This window comes from Gammaproteobacteria bacterium, assembly GCA_022450155.1.
Classification (GTDB): Bacteria; Pseudomonadota; Gammaproteobacteria; order Arenicellales; family UBA868; genus REDSEA-S09-B13.
On sequence record JAKUQR010000004.1, the window covers coordinates 12,761 to 28,595 of the forward strand.

The 15,835-nt window shown below is 54.0% G+C and carries 18 protein-coding genes and 1 pseudogene; 7 read left to right on the top strand and 12 right to left on the bottom strand.

Going from position 1 to position 15,835, the window contains the following annotated elements; all coding sequences use genetic code 11:
• Positions 1–155 precede the first annotated feature (155 nt).
• Positions 156–1,739 carry a Rieske (2Fe-2S) protein gene (locus MK323_02760; protein MCH2481081.1) on the top strand — a complete coding sequence of 528 codons (1,584 nt, stop codon included), beginning with the start codon at positions 156–158 and terminating at the stop codon, positions 1,737–1,739.
• A 30-nt stretch (positions 1,740–1,769) separates the two neighbouring features.
• Here MK323_02760 and MK323_02765 read toward each other — a convergent pair whose 3' ends face one another.
• The 12 genes from MK323_02765 to MK323_02820 all read right to left on the bottom strand — a co-directional run bounded on the left by MK323_02765 (position 1,770) and on the right by MK323_02820 (position 11,019).
• On the bottom strand, positions 1,770–2,855 hold the full coding sequence (locus MK323_02765; protein ID MCH2481082.1) for a nitronate monooxygenase: 1,086 nt from the start codon (positions 2,853–2,855) through the stop codon (positions 1,770–1,772).
• A 70-nt stretch (positions 2,856–2,925) separates the two neighbouring features.
• Positions 2,926–4,638, bottom strand: a complete 1,713-nt coding sequence (locus MK323_02770) for a Na(+)/H(+) antiporter subunit D (protein MCH2481083.1) — start codon at positions 4,636–4,638, stop codon at positions 2,926–2,928.
• Complete coding sequence (locus MK323_02775; GenBank protein MCH2481084.1) at positions 4,631–4,831, bottom strand: hypothetical protein; 201 nt, start codon at positions 4,829–4,831, stop codon at positions 4,631–4,633. Before MK323_02775 ends, MK323_02770 begins: the two co-directional genes overlap by 8 nt.
• A 53-nt stretch (positions 4,832–4,884) precedes the next feature.
• A complete protein-coding gene (locus tag MK323_02780; protein MCH2481085.1) occupies positions 4,885–6,330 on the bottom strand; it encodes a monovalent cation/H+ antiporter subunit D family protein in 1,446 nt (481 codons plus the stop codon).
• Positions 6,327–7,808, bottom strand: a complete 1,482-nt coding sequence (locus tag MK323_02785) for a monovalent cation/H+ antiporter subunit D family protein (GenBank protein ID MCH2481086.1) — start codon at positions 7,806–7,808, stop codon at positions 6,327–6,329. The genes MK323_02780 and MK323_02785 overlap by 4 nt, the downstream gene beginning before the upstream one ends.
• Entirely contained in the window at positions 7,805–8,158 is a 354-nt protein-coding gene (locus MK323_02790) for a cation:proton antiporter subunit C (protein ID MCH2481087.1), read from the bottom strand. Before MK323_02790 ends, MK323_02785 begins: the two co-directional genes overlap by 4 nt.
• A gap of 2 nt (positions 8,159–8,160) precedes the next feature.
• Positions 8,161–8,577 (bottom strand): Na(+)/H(+) antiporter subunit B, encoded by a 417-nt coding sequence (locus MK323_02795; GenBank protein MCH2481088.1) that lies wholly within the window; start codon positions 8,575–8,577, stop codon positions 8,161–8,163.
• Positions 8,574–9,158, bottom strand: a complete 585-nt coding sequence (locus MK323_02800; GenBank protein ID MCH2481089.1) for a DUF4040 domain-containing protein — start codon at positions 9,156–9,158, stop codon at positions 8,574–8,576. The genes MK323_02795 and MK323_02800 overlap by 4 nt, the downstream gene beginning before the upstream one ends.
• On the bottom strand, positions 9,131–9,448 hold the full coding sequence (gene mnhG, locus MK323_02805) for a monovalent cation/H(+) antiporter subunit G (protein MCH2481090.1): 318 nt from the start codon (positions 9,446–9,448) through the stop codon (positions 9,131–9,133). Before mnhG ends, MK323_02800 begins: the two co-directional genes overlap by 28 nt.
• Positions 9,445–9,735, bottom strand: coding sequence for a monovalent cation/H+ antiporter complex subunit F (locus MK323_02810; protein MCH2481091.1), 291 nt, complete (start codon positions 9,733–9,735; stop codon positions 9,445–9,447). The genes mnhG and MK323_02810 overlap by 4 nt, the downstream gene beginning before the upstream one ends.
• Positions 9,735–10,208, bottom strand: coding sequence for a Na+/H+ antiporter subunit E (locus MK323_02815; protein ID MCH2481092.1), 474 nt, complete (start codon positions 10,206–10,208; stop codon positions 9,735–9,737). The genes MK323_02810 and MK323_02815 overlap by 1 nt, the downstream gene beginning before the upstream one ends.
• A gap of 58 nt (positions 10,209–10,266) precedes the next feature.
• Entirely contained in the window at positions 10,267–11,019 is a 753-nt protein-coding gene (locus MK323_02820) for an FCD domain-containing protein (protein MCH2481093.1), read from the bottom strand.
• Positions 11,020–11,051: 32 nt separating this feature from the next.
• On the opposite strand from MK323_02820, the gene MK323_02825 reads away from it, so the two are divergent.
• The 6 genes and pseudogenes from MK323_02825 (at position 11,052) to MK323_02850 (ending at position 15,819) form a co-directional block, all read left to right on the top strand.
• Positions 11,052–11,231, top strand: coding sequence for a hypothetical protein (locus MK323_02825; GenBank protein MCH2481094.1), 180 nt, complete (start codon positions 11,052–11,054; stop codon positions 11,229–11,231).
• An 8-nt stretch (positions 11,232–11,239) separates the two neighbouring features.
• The gene (locus MK323_02830) at positions 11,240–12,094 is read left to right on the top strand and encodes a YicC family protein (GenBank protein ID MCH2481095.1); all 855 of its coding nucleotides are present in this window, start codon (positions 11,240–11,242) and stop codon (positions 12,092–12,094) included.
• Positions 12,095–12,103: 9 nt separating this feature from the next.
• Positions 12,104–12,745: a guanylate kinase gene (gene gmk / locus MK323_02835; protein ID MCH2481096.1), complete on the top strand. Its 642-nt coding sequence runs from the start codon at positions 12,104–12,106 to the stop codon at positions 12,743–12,745.
• 121 nt (positions 12,746–12,866) lie between these two features.
• Positions 12,867–13,091: pseudogene (rpoZ, locus tag MK323_02840) on the top strand (DNA-directed RNA polymerase subunit omega).
• Between the two features lie 115 nt (positions 13,092–13,206).
• Positions 13,207–15,390: a bifunctional (p)ppGpp synthetase/guanosine-3',5'-bis(diphosphate) 3'-pyrophosphohydrolase gene (locus MK323_02845; GenBank protein ID MCH2481097.1), complete on the top strand. Its 2,184-nt coding sequence runs from the start codon at positions 13,207–13,209 to the stop codon at positions 15,388–15,390.
• Positions 15,391–15,429: 39 nt separating this feature from the next.
• Positions 15,430–15,819 carry a RidA family protein gene (locus MK323_02850; GenBank protein MCH2481098.1) on the top strand — a complete coding sequence of 130 codons (390 nt, stop codon included), beginning with the start codon at positions 15,430–15,432 and terminating at the stop codon, positions 15,817–15,819.
• The last annotated feature ends 16 nt before the right edge of the window (positions 15,820–15,835 follow it).

A 15,835-nucleotide genomic window follows, 5' to 3' on the forward strand; every position in this document is an offset into this window, starting at 1 on the left:
TAAGGCTGGGGGATGGTGGTTGATGAGTTTGGGTTTTCATGAGCACATGATGAAGATGAGTCTGAACGAGCCCCAGCGTGTACAACGCCATAACGTTTCACACCTCGTGAGTGATTTTGCCCGTAATGGTCGATCACAGCACTAGCGATCACATCATGACTCAAGGCTGGATCAAATCAGTCAGCTGCGATGCACTCAAGCGCGGCGGCCGAAAGGTGTTCCGTTTTGAGGGTCGTCAGATCGTGCTGTTCGATACCAGGCAGGGAATTTACGCGTGCAACAATCGTTGTCCACACGAAGGCTATCCACTGCGAGAAGGAGTATTGGATGAACAGTGTCGGCTGACCTGTAACTGGCACAACTGGAAATTCGATCTTCAGACAGGCGAAAACCAACGGGATGGTGACAAGCTTCGGGTTTATCCGGTTGAAGTACGCGGTGATCATATCTGGATACAGATCATCGATCCGCCACTGGCCGAACAACAGGAGAAAACGATTAATGATCTAAACCACGCTTTTTGTAATTATGATTACGAACGCCTGGCTCGGGAACTCGCCCGATTGTTCCAGATGGGTGTAGACCCTACCGTAGCGATAACCAAGGCGATTGAATGGTCCAGTGAGCGCATGGAGTTTGGCTGGACACACGCCTATGCGGGGGCTGCAGAGTGGTTGCAGCTTTACGATGATCACGACGGGAAACGGGAACAACAGCTGATTTGCCTGCTAGAAGCGATTGGGCACATGTCGGAAGATACGTTGCGCGAGTCCCGTTACCCGTTCGTTTCCGGCGCGCTTGCCTGGGATGAAGATGCTTTTGTTGCGGCCGTAGAGCATGAAGACGAGACAGCAGCGTTACAACGCACCCGTGGAGCGCTCGTAGACGGTGGTGCTTTTGCCACCATGGAACGTGGTCTTGCCCGAGCAGCCCTGGCGCACTACCACAGTTTTGGGCATGCCCTGATTTACATCCCCAGGGCTGCCGAGTTGATCCATCGCTTGGGTGAGGGTGTGGCGGCACCCGTGTTGCTCTCTTTGGTGCGCAGTATTGTCACTGGGTTCCGGGAAGATCTGATTCCCGAGTTCCGGCACTACGGTGAGGCACTTACTAGTTTTGGTCGGGGCCTAAATGGTCACTCACCACCACCCGAGGCTTATGTTGGCCTTAATCCAGCTAAAGCCATGGCTTTGACGGTAGAACACGGCAGCGCTCCACCGGAGGAACTCTACCGCAGTCTGCTGGCAGTGAACGCCCAGAACATGCTGACTTTTGATCTTACGTGCCTGGACGATATCGACCAGCCTTATGGCAGTGATCGGGGGTGGCTCGATTTTACGCACGGACTGACTTTCGCGGATGCTGTCTACACTTTGTGTGGGCGTTATCCGGAATTGTGGCCGGCAGGCCTCCTGCAGATGGCCTGTTTTGCGGGTCGTAATGTTGGCCATGCTGATCCGGCCGTGGCGCTTGAAGACTGGGTGGTGAGTGAACCACAGACATTTTTTCAAGAAACGACCGGCATGCTGATGGACCACGGACAATCGGAGTACATAGTGTCAGTTCATTTGCTCAAAACCGTTCAGGCGGTGAAACGACTTTCAGCTTTGCCTCAGGTTGGCGCAGCCGGCCAAATCGCGCTGGCGGCATTGAACCGACTGCTCTCGGCCCCGGTTCGACGAAAGATGGTGAAGCGGACAGCCCGTCAGGCGATACGCTTTATCCGTCAGGACAAATGAAATTCTGTCGGCGTCAGTGACCGGGCACAATTAACGTTCTGGTGCCAGACGCTCTAGGACAGATTCTGTTTCTGTGACCAGCAGCTGTATCAGTTCGGAGGCAGGCAGGTTTCTCGACATCACGGCACTTTGACCGGACCATAGAGATAGAAAATCGGGGTTGTTTTCTTTTGCACTGGCTTTACGCAGCGGTCCTGTCAGGGTGTTGAGAATCGGAAAATCCGGATAACGGGCTTCATGACCTGCCATCTCAAGCAGATAACGGTTTTCCAGGCCTCGAGCCGGCCGACCGGAGAAAGCGTGTGTGATCCGTGTTTGATCGTCGCGGGCCGCGTTGAGTGCCCGACGGTAAAGCGGATGCGCGGCTGATTCAGGACAGGTTAGAAACGCCGTGCCAAGCTGCACGGCACTAGCGCCAAGGGCAAGCGCAGCAGCGATACCGCGGCCGTCGCCGATGCCCCCTGCAGCAATCACGGGGATGGATACCGCGTCGACAACCTGGGGAACCAGCGCCAAAGTGCCCACGTGACCCCTTTCGTAAGGTTCTGAAAACGTGCCGCGATGCCCGCCGGCTTCAAAACCCTGGGCGATAACCGCATCGACACCTCGGGCCTCGAGTTCACGGGCTTCCGCCACGTTGGTTGCCGACGACAGAGTGAACAGACCAGCTGCCTTGATCGCCTTGAACGCATCATCACCTGGCAGACCAAAGTGAAAACTCACCACCGGCGGACGAAGATCAAGCACGGCTTGCAGGTGGGTTTCATTGAAAGACGGTGCTGGCGTAACCACATCCGGTACTTGGCCGAGTCCCAGTTCACGATAGTAGGGTGCCAGCAGTGAGCGGGTCTCTTCAGTGCGCTCTGGGTCATCGACCGGCTCGCTGTGGACAAAAAAGTTGGCGTTATAGGGCGCATCGGTGGCATTGGATACTGTGGCACAGTCATTGCGCAGGGCCTCTTGGGTGTGCATGGCGAGGCCAAGCGAGCCCAGTCCGCCGGCGGTCGAGACTGCGATAGCGAGCGCCGGTGTTGACGCACTAGCCATCGGCGCCTGAATAATTGGATAGCGAATGCCAAGATGGTCGGTCAGTTCAGTATCAGGCCAGGCGCTCATCAGCTTATTTTATCCACTTTTAGGATGCCTACAGCGGTTGGTGTGGTCATCAGCGCCAGTGGATCTTGGACTAAACAAAGTACAGCACTAGGCTGGCGGCCAGCAGCACCGCGATCCACAGCACCATGCTGCCGGTTGGCCAGGTTCTGGCCAGCGTACCTTCGGGCCCATAGTGGCGGATTACGGAACGCATTAGGGTTCGACCAGCTAACCGTGTCGTTGCGGTCAACCGGTCTGTAACATTTGCCAGGTTGTTCGTAATGCTATGGATAACGTTAGGCGCCAGTCGACGGTAGAACCAGTCGGTATCGAGGTTGATGGCATTCTGCTCGGGCGGATACAGACCCATTCGTAGGAGTACGGCAAAGGCTAAAGCGGCGAAGAGCAGTAGCTGAATCTGTGTCAACGAGTGGCCAAAGTCAGCGTAAGGTTCGTAGTCCACCGGATAAGGCAAAAGGGCATATAGAGGATCAGGAAACCAGCCAATGCCGACGCACAGCACAGCGGTTGCGCCCATGGCAAGGCACATGTGAATCGGTGCTTCCCGACATCGAATCCCCGAATCGCGTCCGAAAAATGCGAAGTACGGAATTTTGATACCCGAGTGCTCCATGACGCCAGCAGATGCTACCAAAAGCCCTATAAAGGTCAAAACATAATATCCTTCGATCACTGCGGACATGGTCAACGACTTTGCGACAAACCCACTGAACAACGGAAAGGCAGAAATCGACATCGCACCGACGATGCAGAACGCCGCTGTCCAGGGCATCGACCGGTAGAGTCCACCGAGGTCAGACGCGCGGATCGTTCCGGTGCGATAAAGCACAGCGCCCATAGACATGAACAGAAGTGCCTTGTAAAGGATGTGTACGAAAGCATGGGCGACAGCGCCATTGAGGGCCAGTTCGGTGCCGATCCCAATTCCAACGACCATGAATCCCAGTTGGTTGTTAAGGCTGTAGCACAATACTTTGCGCAGATCATTCTCAATCACCGCAAAGAAAATCGGGAAAAGGGTCATCACGACACCAATACCGATGAGCGCTTCTGTGCCCGGGAATCCCCTGGCCAGCGCGTAAACTGCGAGCTTGGTTGTAAACGCACTCAGAAATACTGCGCCGGTTATCGTGGCCTGTGGGTAGGCGTCCTGTAGCCAGTTGTGCAGCAGTGGAAAGGCGCACTTAATCCCAAACGCGAGAAAGATCAGCCATACGCCCGGGCCAGCTGTGACAAGACTCTCTCCCGGGCCGATCAGTTGGGTGAATAACAGCGAGCCCGACTCATGGAAGTAAAACAAGATGCCGGAGAGCAACAACACCCCAGAACCGATTTGGATTAGCAGATATCTCAGGCCCGCCCGGTAGGCGCGTTCGCTGCGGTTAGCCCAGATCAGGAAAACCGACGTCAACGCGGTGATTTCCCAGTACACAAACAGGGTGATCAGGTCTCCCGCAAACACTGCACCTATGGCACTCCCGACATACATCATCGCGGCCACGTGTTGGGTTGTGTCCCGGACATGCAGTGCGTAGAGCGCCGCGAGAAAAGCAGCGATATAAAAAATGTAGCCAAACACCAGGCTCAGTCTGTCTACCCGCACCGGGAGCAGGCTATAGCCAGCGATTTCGACATCGACAGACATCCCTTCAGACAGAAATAGCAGCTGTAACAGCCCCAGTGCCGGCAGCACCAGTGCACCTTTCGCTTGGACTGACCGGGGCAACACAGGCAGGACTAGGCCACCGAGAATTAGGATCAGTCCTGGCGGGAGACTACTCATCGTAGTAGTCCTTATGTCGCTTTATGACCCGGCGCAGATGCTTGCCGAGGATGACGATGCCGAATAAGGAGACGAAGCCCCAAACCGCGTAAAACCCGATCCACCCCTCCCATGGGAATATCGGGTGTCGATTCACAATGATCTCCACGCCCACCAGTACAACGCACAGTGCTAGAAGCAAACGGAAAATCATGTTCTTGTGATCACTTGTGTTCTGATGACTGGCGCCGGCATGGGTCGTCGATCTCAGCGGACCAGCAGGGAAGCCAACTGCAGGATCGGATCCGGATAGAAGAACAGTACCAAACACATCGCGGTTGTGGCACCGATTGCGATGAGGCAGGGTACAGGCGCTTCCGTAATTGCCCCGGCAGTGTTTCGATCACCAGCAAAAAACGCTCGAATCGGAATCGGAAGCAGGTAGGCGATGTTCAAGAGTGTGCTCAACATCAGGACCCCCACCAGTACGCCATAACCCGCGTCCAGTGACCCAAGAACCAGGTACCATTTGCTCCAGAGGCCACCAAGCGGTGGCAGTCCGGCAATACTGATGCTGGCGATAAAAAATGCTCCCATGGTGAAAGGCATACGTCGACCCAGGCCATTCATCTCGCTGACTTCGGATTTGTGGGTGGCGACCAGGATAGCGCCAGCACAGAAAAACAACGTGATCTTTCCGAACGCGTGCATCGCGATATGAGTAGTTGCACCGATGATGCTACTGGCGTTGGCAAGTAATGCACCCAGGATGATGTAGGACAACTGGCTGATAGTCGAGTAGGCCAGACGACGCTTGAGATTATCCTGCTGTAAAGCGATGAGTGAAGCTATGATGATAGTGCCTGCTGCGATCCACAGCAGCCAGCCGGATGCCCAGCTCGTACTGACGAGGTCGAGTCCAAACACATAAAGGGTTACTTTAAGAATAGAGAAAACGCCAGCCTTGACCACGGCGACCGCATGTAATAGCGCGCTAACGGGTGTAGGTGCCACCATAGCTGCCGGCAGCCAGCGGTGAAATGGCATCAGCGCAGCTTTTCCAATACCAAAGGCGAACAGGGCGTACAGAAGCCCAATCACAAATGGTGATGTTTTGCCTGCCAAGATGCCACCAACGCGAAAATCGGTCGTGTCAGCAATAGTCCAGGTCCAGATTATTGCCAGCAGGAAGAAAACGATTGAAGTCGACAGGAGAATGCCCAGATAAACTCTACCGCCTCGCATCGCTTCTTGGGTACCGGCGTGGGTGACAAGCGGGTAGGTCGACAACGTCAGCAATTCATAGAAGATGAATAAAGTAAAGAGGTTCTGTGAGAAAGCGATACCCATAGTGCTGCCAATGGCCACGGCAAAAAACGCATAGAAGCGGGTCTGATTGGTTTCACCGTGACCACGCATGTAGCCAATCGAGTAGAGGGTAGTGACGATCCAAAGCACACTGGCAATCAACGCAAAGAGCATCCCAAGCGGTTCCGCTTCCAGTGCGATAGGTATACCGGGGATGGGTTCAGCAAGCACGCTGACGGGCCGCTCGCCGGCGAATACTGCGGGTAGCAGGCTGACGACCAATCCCACCAGGGTTATCCCGGCACCAAGACTCAAACATTCACGCAGGTTAGGGCGAGAACCAGTTGCCAACACCGCCACGGCGCCTATAAAAGGCAGCAACACTATCAGCGCGAGGGCGTTCATGCGTGAACTCCAAATAATAACTGTGCTGCAAGCCGAGCCACGTCAACCGACCATTGGGTGTCGATTCCAAAGTAAATGTTGGCAGCAATCAACAGCCAAACCGGTGCGAGCAAAGACCAGTGTGCTTCTTGCGGCGGCCCGTCTGCCGTTGCGGCTGACCTAAAGTAGATCATCTCAATCACTCGCCAGATATAGGCGACGGTCAGCAATGAACCCGCGGCGATGACAATCAGCAGTGGCCACCAGCCGGTCTCCAGGACGGCAACGACCAGCATCCACTTGCTGATAAAGCCAGCAGTCAGCGGCACACCGATAAGGCTCAGTCCTCCAACTACAAACGCAGCCGAGGTCCAGGGCATACGTTGTCCGGTGCCAGCCAGATCGGCCAGGCGCACACCGCCCAACTGATAGGCCATACAAGCCACCGCTAAAAACAGGCCGCCTTTCATCAGCGCGTGGTTCAAAATATGTACCAACGTGGCTGTAAGGCCGCTGACTGATGCGAGGCTAAGGCCCAAAATCATGTAGCCGATCTGAGCCACGCTGGAATATCCCAGCATGCGTTTGATATTGTGCTGAAATACTGCAATGGTGGACCCAGACAACACAGCCAATGCGCCGAGCACCATCAATATGAACTGCAACGGCATACTGTCGAAGGTAAAACTTGATCCGAAAACACCGTACATGAAACGCAAAAGAACATAGACCGCGACTTTTGTTGCGGTTGCGGCGAGAAATGCACTGACTACGTGTGGTGCGTACGCGTACGCGTTGGGTAACCACAGGTGCAGCGGAAACAATGCCAGCTTAAGCCCTATACCGACCGTCAGAAAAGCAAACGCGACACGCAGGGTGCGACTCTGTGCCAGAGCGGGGAGCCGATTGGCCAGATCGGCCATATTCAAGGTACCCGTGACCATGTAGAGCAGGCCAACTGCGATCAGAATGAAGGTTGCACCAATCGTGCCCATGATGAGGTACTGGTAAGCTGCAGTCAGTCCTCGTCGATCTGGCCCCATCGCAATAAGGACATAACTGGACAACGATGAAATTTCCAGAAAAACGAAAAGATTGAAGGCGTCACCGGTCGCGGTCATTCCCAGCAGACCGGTCAGGCACAGCAGATAAGCCGTGTAAAAAAGACTTTGGTCGGAAGACTTAATTTCGTAGGAAACGCCAACCCGTGAAAACAGCAATACGACGGTGCTGATACCAGCAACGATCGCCAGCACAAACGCGTTAGCAATATCCACGCGATATTCAATTCCCCAGGGAGCTGCCCAGCCACCATAGGAATAGATGACAGTGCCGTTTTCAAGAACCAGTCTGAGCAGCAGTACGGCAATTATCAGGGCTGTTGTACTGACCAGGATGCTCAGCAACCAGGCCAGACGGCCGCTGCGAAGCAGTAGACACACAGGTGCTGCGATCAACGGCAGTATGACCTGAAGCGCAGGCAGTTGGGTCAGTGTCACAGAGATTCATCCTGGCTATGGATTTCATCTTCCTCGGCCGTGCCATAGGCCTCTTTTATACGAACAACCAAGGCCAGTCCCAGTGCCGTGGTGGCCACCCCGACCACGATTGCAGTCAGAATCAACACATGGGGCAGTGGGTTGGAGTAGGTTTGCACTGTCTCGCGCAGAATAGGTGCAGCACCACCACTGACCTTGCCCATGCTGATGTAGAGGATGAAGACCGAGGCTTGAAACAGATTAAGACCGATGATTTTTTTGACGAGGTTACCGCTCGCAATAACCACGTAAAACCCCGTCATCATCAGAAATATGACGACCCAGTAATTGTACAGCGCGAACATATCCATGCTCAGTCCCTGCGTCCGGCAAAGGCCAGAAAAACAGTGATCATGACAGCGGCGACTGTGATACCGACCCCGAGTTCGACCAGGAAGATCCCCAGATGCTGGCCATGTAAAGGATTTTGGGCCAGTGTGTCGTAGTCCAGATAATGGCCACCCAGCAGCATGGTGACCATGCCGACACCGGCAAACAACAACAGACCCGATGCCGTCAGCAGTCGCAAAATTGACGGTGAAACTACAATCCGGACAGCCTGAGTACCAAAGACCAGGGCGTATAGAATAAACGCAGCGGCGAAAATGACGCCGGCTTGGAACCCCCCCCCGGGTCCATAGTCCCCGTGAAACTGCACGTACAGCGAAAACAGCAGGATGATCGGGATGGTGATCTTGGTAACTACCCGAAGTACAGGGTTGTCTCTCACGGTTCTTCTTCCGGGGAGTCGGCCAGGCGACTACGCCGCCGTCTCAATCCCAGTAGCGCCAGTACACCGATGCCAGCGGTGAAAATCACAGTTAACTCACCTAGCGTATCGTAGCCACGGTAACTGGCGAGTACTGCGGTTACCACATTGGGTATTCCGATCTCGTTGGGAGATTGTTCAAGGTAGCGGGGCGCAACATGCTGTTGTATAGGTGCGTCCGGGGCAGCAAAGTGCGGCATGTCAAAGGTGCCGTAAACTAGAGCCGCGCCGGTGACAGCTACCACGATCAACGGCAGCAGTGGCCGGTGCGTGGGTTGTTTTTCCTGCCGACCGACAAGACCGATAGTTGCCAGCATGAGTATGGTGGAAATACCAACGCCCACGGCTGCTTCAGTAAATGCAACATCGACCGCGTCTAAAACTACAAACAACACGGCGGCCAGAAGACTGAAGATCCCGAACATAATCGTCACGGCGAAAAGATCGTGCAGGCGAATCGCCGCTATAGCGGTAATAACCAGCAGCCCCAGTAATACAATGTTGATCAGTTCGATCACTGTTGTTCTGACTCTCCCTGCCATGGACTTCGAATGCCATGGACAGCTGCACGAGCCAGTGCGTGGCAGGCTGTCGGATTCAGCAACATCAGGAAAAGCAAAACAACCAAGAGCTTGATCAGAACAATCGTCCATCCAGCCACCAGCATAAGGCCCAGGATGATAGCTGCGGCTCCGATTGTGTCGGTGACGCCTGCGGCATGCATGCGGGTAAAAACATCAGGCATGCGCAGCAGGCCGATGCTGCCCACCAGGATAAACAGCGCACCGAGGAAAAGCAGCATCCCGCTCAACATATTGAGAGCTTGGCTCACGGTGTGTTTTTTCCTGAATCCGGTCGGGATTGCCCGAGGTCACCGAACTCAGAAACCTTGAGCACGGCAACGGTGACGATGAATCCTACCAGCGTGTACATCAGAGCGATATCAAGGTAGAGCTCGGCTTCCCCGGTCAAGAATCCCAGCACACATACCATCAGGACAGTTTTTGTGCTGAACGTATTTGAAGCAAGAATACGGTCGTAAACGGTCGGTCCCTTGATCGCTCGAATCAGCGCCAGCCCCATCGCTGCCAGCAAAGTTGTGGTCACCAGTAGCAGCATTAGCCAGTTTCTAGATGCTCGACGCGCTTGCCCATTTCTCCACTTTCGAGGTCCGCCGCAGATTCTGCAGTCAGAGCATGTACTTCAATCTGTTTCTCGAGCACATCGAGGGAGATGGTCCCGGGTGTCAGGGTGATCGAGTTGGCAAAGCTGACACGACCCGTCACCGTCCGCTGATTTGCGGGCACTCGGATTATGGTCGGTTGAATCGGAAGACTGGGCTGCACGATCCGCCATGCGACATCAATACAGGCGCGGACGATTTCTTTGGCCAGCCAGGGTGCATAGCGAAGCAGCCCGGGCATCAGTTCCAAAGGCTGTCCTTCTGCATCGATAATACCCATGCGCCGGCTGACGAAGGATACGGTTGCCGCGGAGAGCAGTCCGAGACTGAGCAGAAGCGGATCGAAATGTCCGGACAACGCGAGCCACAAGCCGGTTGTTAGGAAAAAAAGTATTAACAGACGTAACAAGTCGGTGGTCCAGTAGTCGGTCGCGATCGAGCGAGATGGTGGGTGTCTCGCGCCGATTCTAGGCTGCGGCTACCCCTAATGCTCGTCGGTTAGCACGTGCTTCTCGTTGCCGCTGAGAATCAGTATCAATCAATACCCGCTCTATGTAGTCGATATGTCGATCTGATGCAGAGCGCGCATCATCAGGTTCACCGTTTATGATTGCGGTCATCAAGTGATAGTGCTGGTCTCGCACGTGTTCAAAGCGCCCTGACTGTTTGTAGACATTCTCCAGGTTGTAGCGGATGCTTTTCCGCAGTAGCGAAAACAGACTGCGCATCACATGTACCAGAACAACATTGTGTGATGCTTCCGCAATGGCGAGGTGGAAGTGTGCATCGGCTTTGGCTTCTAGCGCAGCATCCTTGAGGCTGTGGGAAATAATCAGCCGCTTGTAACAGGTTCGAATCTGTTCGATATCCGACTCGGTTCTTCGACTGGCTGCGTAATAGGCAGACAATGATTCAATCGCATGCCGCAGTTCAAGCACGTCTGCATGAGAGTCCGGTGAATTACTGATGAGTTCCAGCAGTGGATTCTCAAGTGCGGGATTCAGGGATTTTGTCACGGTGGTGCCCCCACCGCGCTTTGCGACCAGCATACCGCGGGCGGACAGTTTCTGAAGCGCTTCACGCAACGACGGGCGGGAGACACCCATTTGCTGAGCAAATTTACGTTCGGCGGGTAGGCGCTGACCTGGTTTCAGCGTGCCTTCGAGAATCAACTGCTCAATTTTTTCGACGACGATGTCTGAAACGCGCGGAGTATCCATCAGTTTTTTGGTAATTTGGTAAGACCATAGAAATGTCGACCATAACACTGCGGGCGTTTCAGGTAAATGACAAGCAACCACTTTTGCTGTCAGACCGTCCGCTGGCCGGGGAGAAAGCGTTACCCGGCATCAACTACACTATTAGGTGTGGTGGTGTACGCGGGGTCGATGAGACCGATCCCTTCAACCTAATATCGGAGACCTGCGTTTGATCAGCAGTATGACAGCTTTTGTTCAGCACGAATCACAGTCAGAACAGGGCCGGTTGGTGTGGGAAATTCGTAGCGTAAATCATCGGTATCTGGAAGTCTCCATGAGGCTGCCGGAGGAACTTCGTAGTGCAGAAATGATGTTCCGTGAGACTATAAAGGCGTCATTGGGCCGGGGCCGGATAGACGCCGTGCTCAGATACCAGTCAGCTGAAACATTATCCAGTGGCCCCGAGCTCAATCTGGACACAATAAAGCAGCTGATGGCGTGGTCGAAAACCGTGCAGTCCACAGTGCCCGTTGCGGGTGAATTATCTATAGCAGATATTCTTAAGTGGCCTGGGGTGCTGACAGCCGCGCGGATTGACGAGGACCAGCTGAGCGTAACTGCTAAAGATGCTCTAGCGAATGCCTTGTCTGCACTGGTCAGTCAGCGGCAGCGTGAGGGTCGACAGTTGGCCGCGGTGATCAACGCGAGAATTGCGGCTGCTCAAGATGTTGTCGTCGGTGTGCAAGGCCGCGTGCCCGAACTGGAGCGTTACGCCCGTCAGCGCCTCAACGAACGTGTCAGTGAATTCGCTGAACAGTTGGAGTCCGGACGATTCGAACAGGAGCTGGTACTGTTACTGTCCAAATCCGACGTAACTGAGGAGACCGACCGGCTACAACTTCACCTGGCCGAGGTTGAAAAAATTCTCAACGGACCGGGCCCCGTGGGCCGAAGACTCGATTTCCTGATGCAAGAACTCAACCGAGAAGCCAATACCCTGGGCTCAAAATCAAATCATCCCGATACCACAACTGCAGCGGTCGACCTGAAAGTACTTACCGAACAGATGCGCGAGCAGATCCAGAACATTGAGTAGGTGCAGTGCGTGACTGGCCGGCAGAAGATACCGCAGCTGTTGATATTTTCAGCACCTTCAGGGGGCGGCAAGACCAGTCTGGCCCAGGCCATCGCGGATGGCTGCCCGCATGTTGTGGTTTCCGTATCCCACACGACCCGTAGTCCGCGCCGAGGAGAAGTAGACGGTGTTGATTATTTCTTTGTCAGTCCAGCTGTTTTCGAACAAATGATCGAACGCGGGGAATTTCTTGAGTATGCGATGGTGTTTGACCATTACTATGGGACATCCAGCGGTAGTGTGAACAGAGCTCTGGCAGCAGAGCAGACAGTGATTCTGGATATCGATTGGCAGGGGGCGCGAAAAGTTCGAGCGTTAAATTTCGATGCGGTCAGTGTCTTTATCCTGCCGCCTTCCATTGAAGCGCTCCAAGAACGTCTCGTCGGGCGCGGACGCGATAACCGGGATCAGATCGGCCATCGCATGCAACGAGCAATCACTGAGATGCGGCATTACGTTGAATACAATCATGTCGTGATCAACGACAAGTTTGACGATACCGTGGCTGAACTCAAACAACTCGTGCTCCATCAGCAGCCACCGACGTCAGCAGCTGGCTTAGACCTGGCTGCCCTTGTGAATTCCACAGAAAACGTTACACTAAAAACTTAGATACCCCAGACAGTTAGCGCAGCCTTCTCGACCGGATTGAATACAGACCTGGTCAGTCGCGCGTTTGTTCGTGGCCCCGGACGGAAACGGGCTGCATCCCCTGGTTTGCCGGAGAAACAAAATGGCCAGAGTTACCGTCGAGGATTGCCTCGAAAACGTCGAGAACCGATTTCAACTGGTGTTGGTTGCCGCAAAACGCACTCGGCAACTGGTATTTGGTGCCGATCCCTTGGTACCGGAAGACCGTGACAAACCGACAGTCATTGCACTGCGAGAGATTGCAGAAGGGTTGGTAACGCCGGCTATTCTCGAAGAAGAGGAAATCGATCTCGAGAAAGTACTGTTCGGTGAAAGCGAAGAGGTTCAAGCCGAAGCTGGGACGGAGACAAAAGATCTGAGTCTGAAAAAAGATACCGCAGCCAACGAATCTGATGCGGCAGACGACGATACAGGTGACAGCAATGCCGACGACAGCAGCAACAACAACGAGGAGGAAAGAACCTCAGTCCAGTAAAGCAGGACAACCGCCTGCATCAACAGGCAAGGCGGTCATCAGTGATCTGATCGAGGTTCTTGAGGAGTATCTAGATCCCAAAGAAGTAAAAGCCGTCTATGAGGCTTATCTGTTCGGTGCGGATGCCCACGATGGCCAACGCCGCCGCAGCGGTGAGGCATTCATATCCCATCCCCTGTCTGTTGCGCTGATTCTTGCGGATATGCGGCTTGACAGTCCCAGCATTTCTGCTGCCATCCTTCACGATGTTATAGAAGACACCCCCACTTTGCGCGAGCAGCTGGCGGAATCGTTTGGTGAAGACGTCGCGTTATTGGTTGACGGTGTCAGCAAGATCGACCAGATCGAGTTTGAATCTAAGGAACATGCGGAAGCGGAGAACTTCCGCAAGATGCTCCTGGCAATGGCGAAGGATATCAGGGTGATACTGATCAAGCTGGCTGATCGAATTCATAATATGCGCACCCTAGATTCTTTGCGTTCAGATAAGCGCAAGCGAATCGCCCAACAAACAATCGATATATTTGCACCCATCGCCAACCGTCTGGGTATGCATACCTGGACTCAGGAACTGGAAGATTTAAGTTTCCAACACCTCTATCCCAAACGTTACTCTGCGATTCACAAAGAGATCAGTAAACGTCGGGGTAATCGCAAGCGGGTTATCGACCGCACACGTTTGAAGATTACTGAAGAGCTCGAGGAGACTGGGATAAACGCGACCGTGGTCGGTCGTGAGAAAAACATCTACAGCGTCTACCGAAAAATGCACGATCGGCGGGTACCGATGGCGGAAATGGGTGATATCTTTGCGATTCGCATTATCGTGGACACAGTGGACGAATGTTATCGGGTGCTGGGTATCATTCACAACTTGTACAAACCGGTACCCGGTAAGTTCAAGGACTACATCGCGATCTCCAAAATCAACGGCTATCAATCATTGCATACGCAGTTGTTCGGCACTTTTGGCCAGAGTATCGAAGTACAGATCCGGACCACCGACATGCACTGGGTCGCAGAGTCGGGCGTTGCCTCACACTGGCGTTACAAATCTCATGACGGCGAAGCACCACCGCAGATACTGGCCCATCGCTGGGTAGTCGATCTGATAGAAACCCAGCAAGAGTCCGGTAATCCCTCGGAATTTCTCGAGCACCTAAAGACCGACCTTTTCCCCGATGAAATCTATGTGTTTACACCTAAAGGCGATATAAAGAAGCTCCCCAAAGGCGCCAGCGCGCTGGATTTTGCCTACGCGGTTCACTCGGACATCGGAAATCACTGCATCGGTGCCAAGATCAACAATGAAGCCATACCGCTGCACCAGGTGCTCAATAATGGGGATCACATCGAAGTGCTCACAGCACGGTCTGCAGGCCCGACACCGTTATGGCTTCATTATGTTGTCACCGGCAAAGCCCGCGCATCAATACGAATTTACCTCAAGTCCCGGCGGGAAGGTGATGCTGCCAAACTCGGTCGTCAGTTACTTGACCAGGCACTGAAATCTGTGGGTCTGACGGCTCGGCTGAAGACCAGCCAGAAGATTGGGTTGCTCAAGCGGCTCAATCGAGAAGACTGGAATGAGCTGTTGGCGGATATCGGTTTGGGCAAACGCCTACCCATGGTCGTCGCGCGCCAGTTGTTGCCCGGCAGCAGTGTACCTTTGAAGAAATCAACAAGTGGGCCGCTCCCGATCAAGGGTGTTGAGGGTATGAGTGTGTCTTATGGCCGATGTTGTCGGCCCATTCCCGGCGACAAGATCACCGGCCTGTTTTCGGTTGGTCGTGGCATTGTTATTCACACCACAACCTGCCCTAATGCCGCTAAACAAGCAAAAACTGTTGAAAACTGGATCAGCGTACAGTGGTCGGATGAAGTTAAGGGGGAATTCGCGGCGGACATACGACTGGAAGTACTCAACCGCCGGGGTGTACTTGCTCAGCTGGCTGCACTGGTCGCCGAAGAAGGATCCAATATCAACAGTGTTGCGGTCAATGCACGGGATAATCGTAACTCAACGATTCGTTTTACGATAGAAGTCTCAAACCGCCAACACCTTGCCCGGATTATCCGCCGGTTAAGAGCGCGCCGGTCAGTAATTCGCGTATTCCGAGCACGGGGATAATACATCCAGATGTAGCCAACTGAACGGGGACAAAAAACGATGACCAGTAGACAGGCTATCAGCACTTCGCAGGCGCCGGATGCGATCGGTGCTTATTCGCAAGCAGTTGTTGCCGGTCAGACGCTCTATGTATCCGGGCAGATACCCTTGGACCCAGAAAGTATGGAGGTGGTCGAAGGTGACATGGAAACTCAGATTCGACGGGTTTTTGATAACCTGTCGGCAGTTGCTGAGGCTGCCGGCGCGAGCCTTGCCGATGCTGTCAAGTTGACAGTTTTCTTGACCGACCTGACTGACTTTCCGATGGTTAACCAAGTCATGGCCGAGTATTTTGATGAGCCGTATCCTGCCCGTGCCGCTATCGGTGTGGCTGCTCTGCCCAAGGGTGTTCCGGTCGAAATTGAGGCGATAGTTTATCTGCCGGCATAGGACGCTGCGAACACCC

Coding starts and splice junctions, on each gene's coding strand:
- MK323_02760 (MCH2481081.1), top strand. CDS start 156: ATGACTCAAGGCTGGATCAAATCAGTCAGCTGCGATGCACTCAAGCGC.
- MK323_02765 (MCH2481082.1), bottom strand. CDS start 2,855: ATGAGCGCCTGGCCTGATACTGAACTGACCGACCATCTTGGCATTCGC.
- MK323_02770 (MCH2481083.1), bottom strand. CDS start 4,638: ATGAGTAGTCTCCCGCCAGGACTGATCCTAATTCTCGGTGGCCTAGTC.
- MK323_02775 (MCH2481084.1), bottom strand. CDS start 4,831: ATGATTTTCCGTTTGCTTCTAGCACTGTGCGTTGTACTGGTGGGCGTG.
- MK323_02780 (MCH2481085.1), bottom strand. CDS start 6,330: ATGAACGCCCTCGCGCTGATAGTGTTGCTGCCTTTTATAGGCGCCGTG.
- MK323_02790 (MCH2481087.1), bottom strand. CDS start 8,158: ATGGATATGTTCGCGCTGTACAATTACTGGGTCGTCATATTTCTGATG.
- MK323_02800 (MCH2481089.1), bottom strand. CDS start 9,158: ATGGCAGGGAGAGTCAGAACAACAGTGATCGAACTGATCAACATTGTA.
- MK323_02810 (MCH2481091.1), bottom strand. CDS start 9,735: ATGCTGCTACTGGTGACCACAACTTTGCTGGCAGCGATGGGGCTGGCG.
- MK323_02820 (MCH2481093.1), bottom strand. CDS start 11,019: ATGGATACTCCGCGCGTTTCAGACATCGTCGTCGAAAAAATTGAGCAG.
- MK323_02825 (MCH2481094.1), top strand. CDS start 11,052: ATGTCGACCATAACACTGCGGGCGTTTCAGGTAAATGACAAGCAACCA.
- MK323_02830 (MCH2481095.1), top strand. CDS start 11,240: ATGACAGCTTTTGTTCAGCACGAATCACAGTCAGAACAGGGCCGGTTG.
- MK323_02845 (MCH2481097.1), top strand. CDS start 13,207: ATGCCGACGACAGCAGCAACAACAACGAGGAGGAAAGAACCTCAGTCC.
- MK323_02850 (MCH2481098.1), top strand. CDS start 15,430: ATGACCAGTAGACAGGCTATCAGCACTTCGCAGGCGCCGGATGCGATC.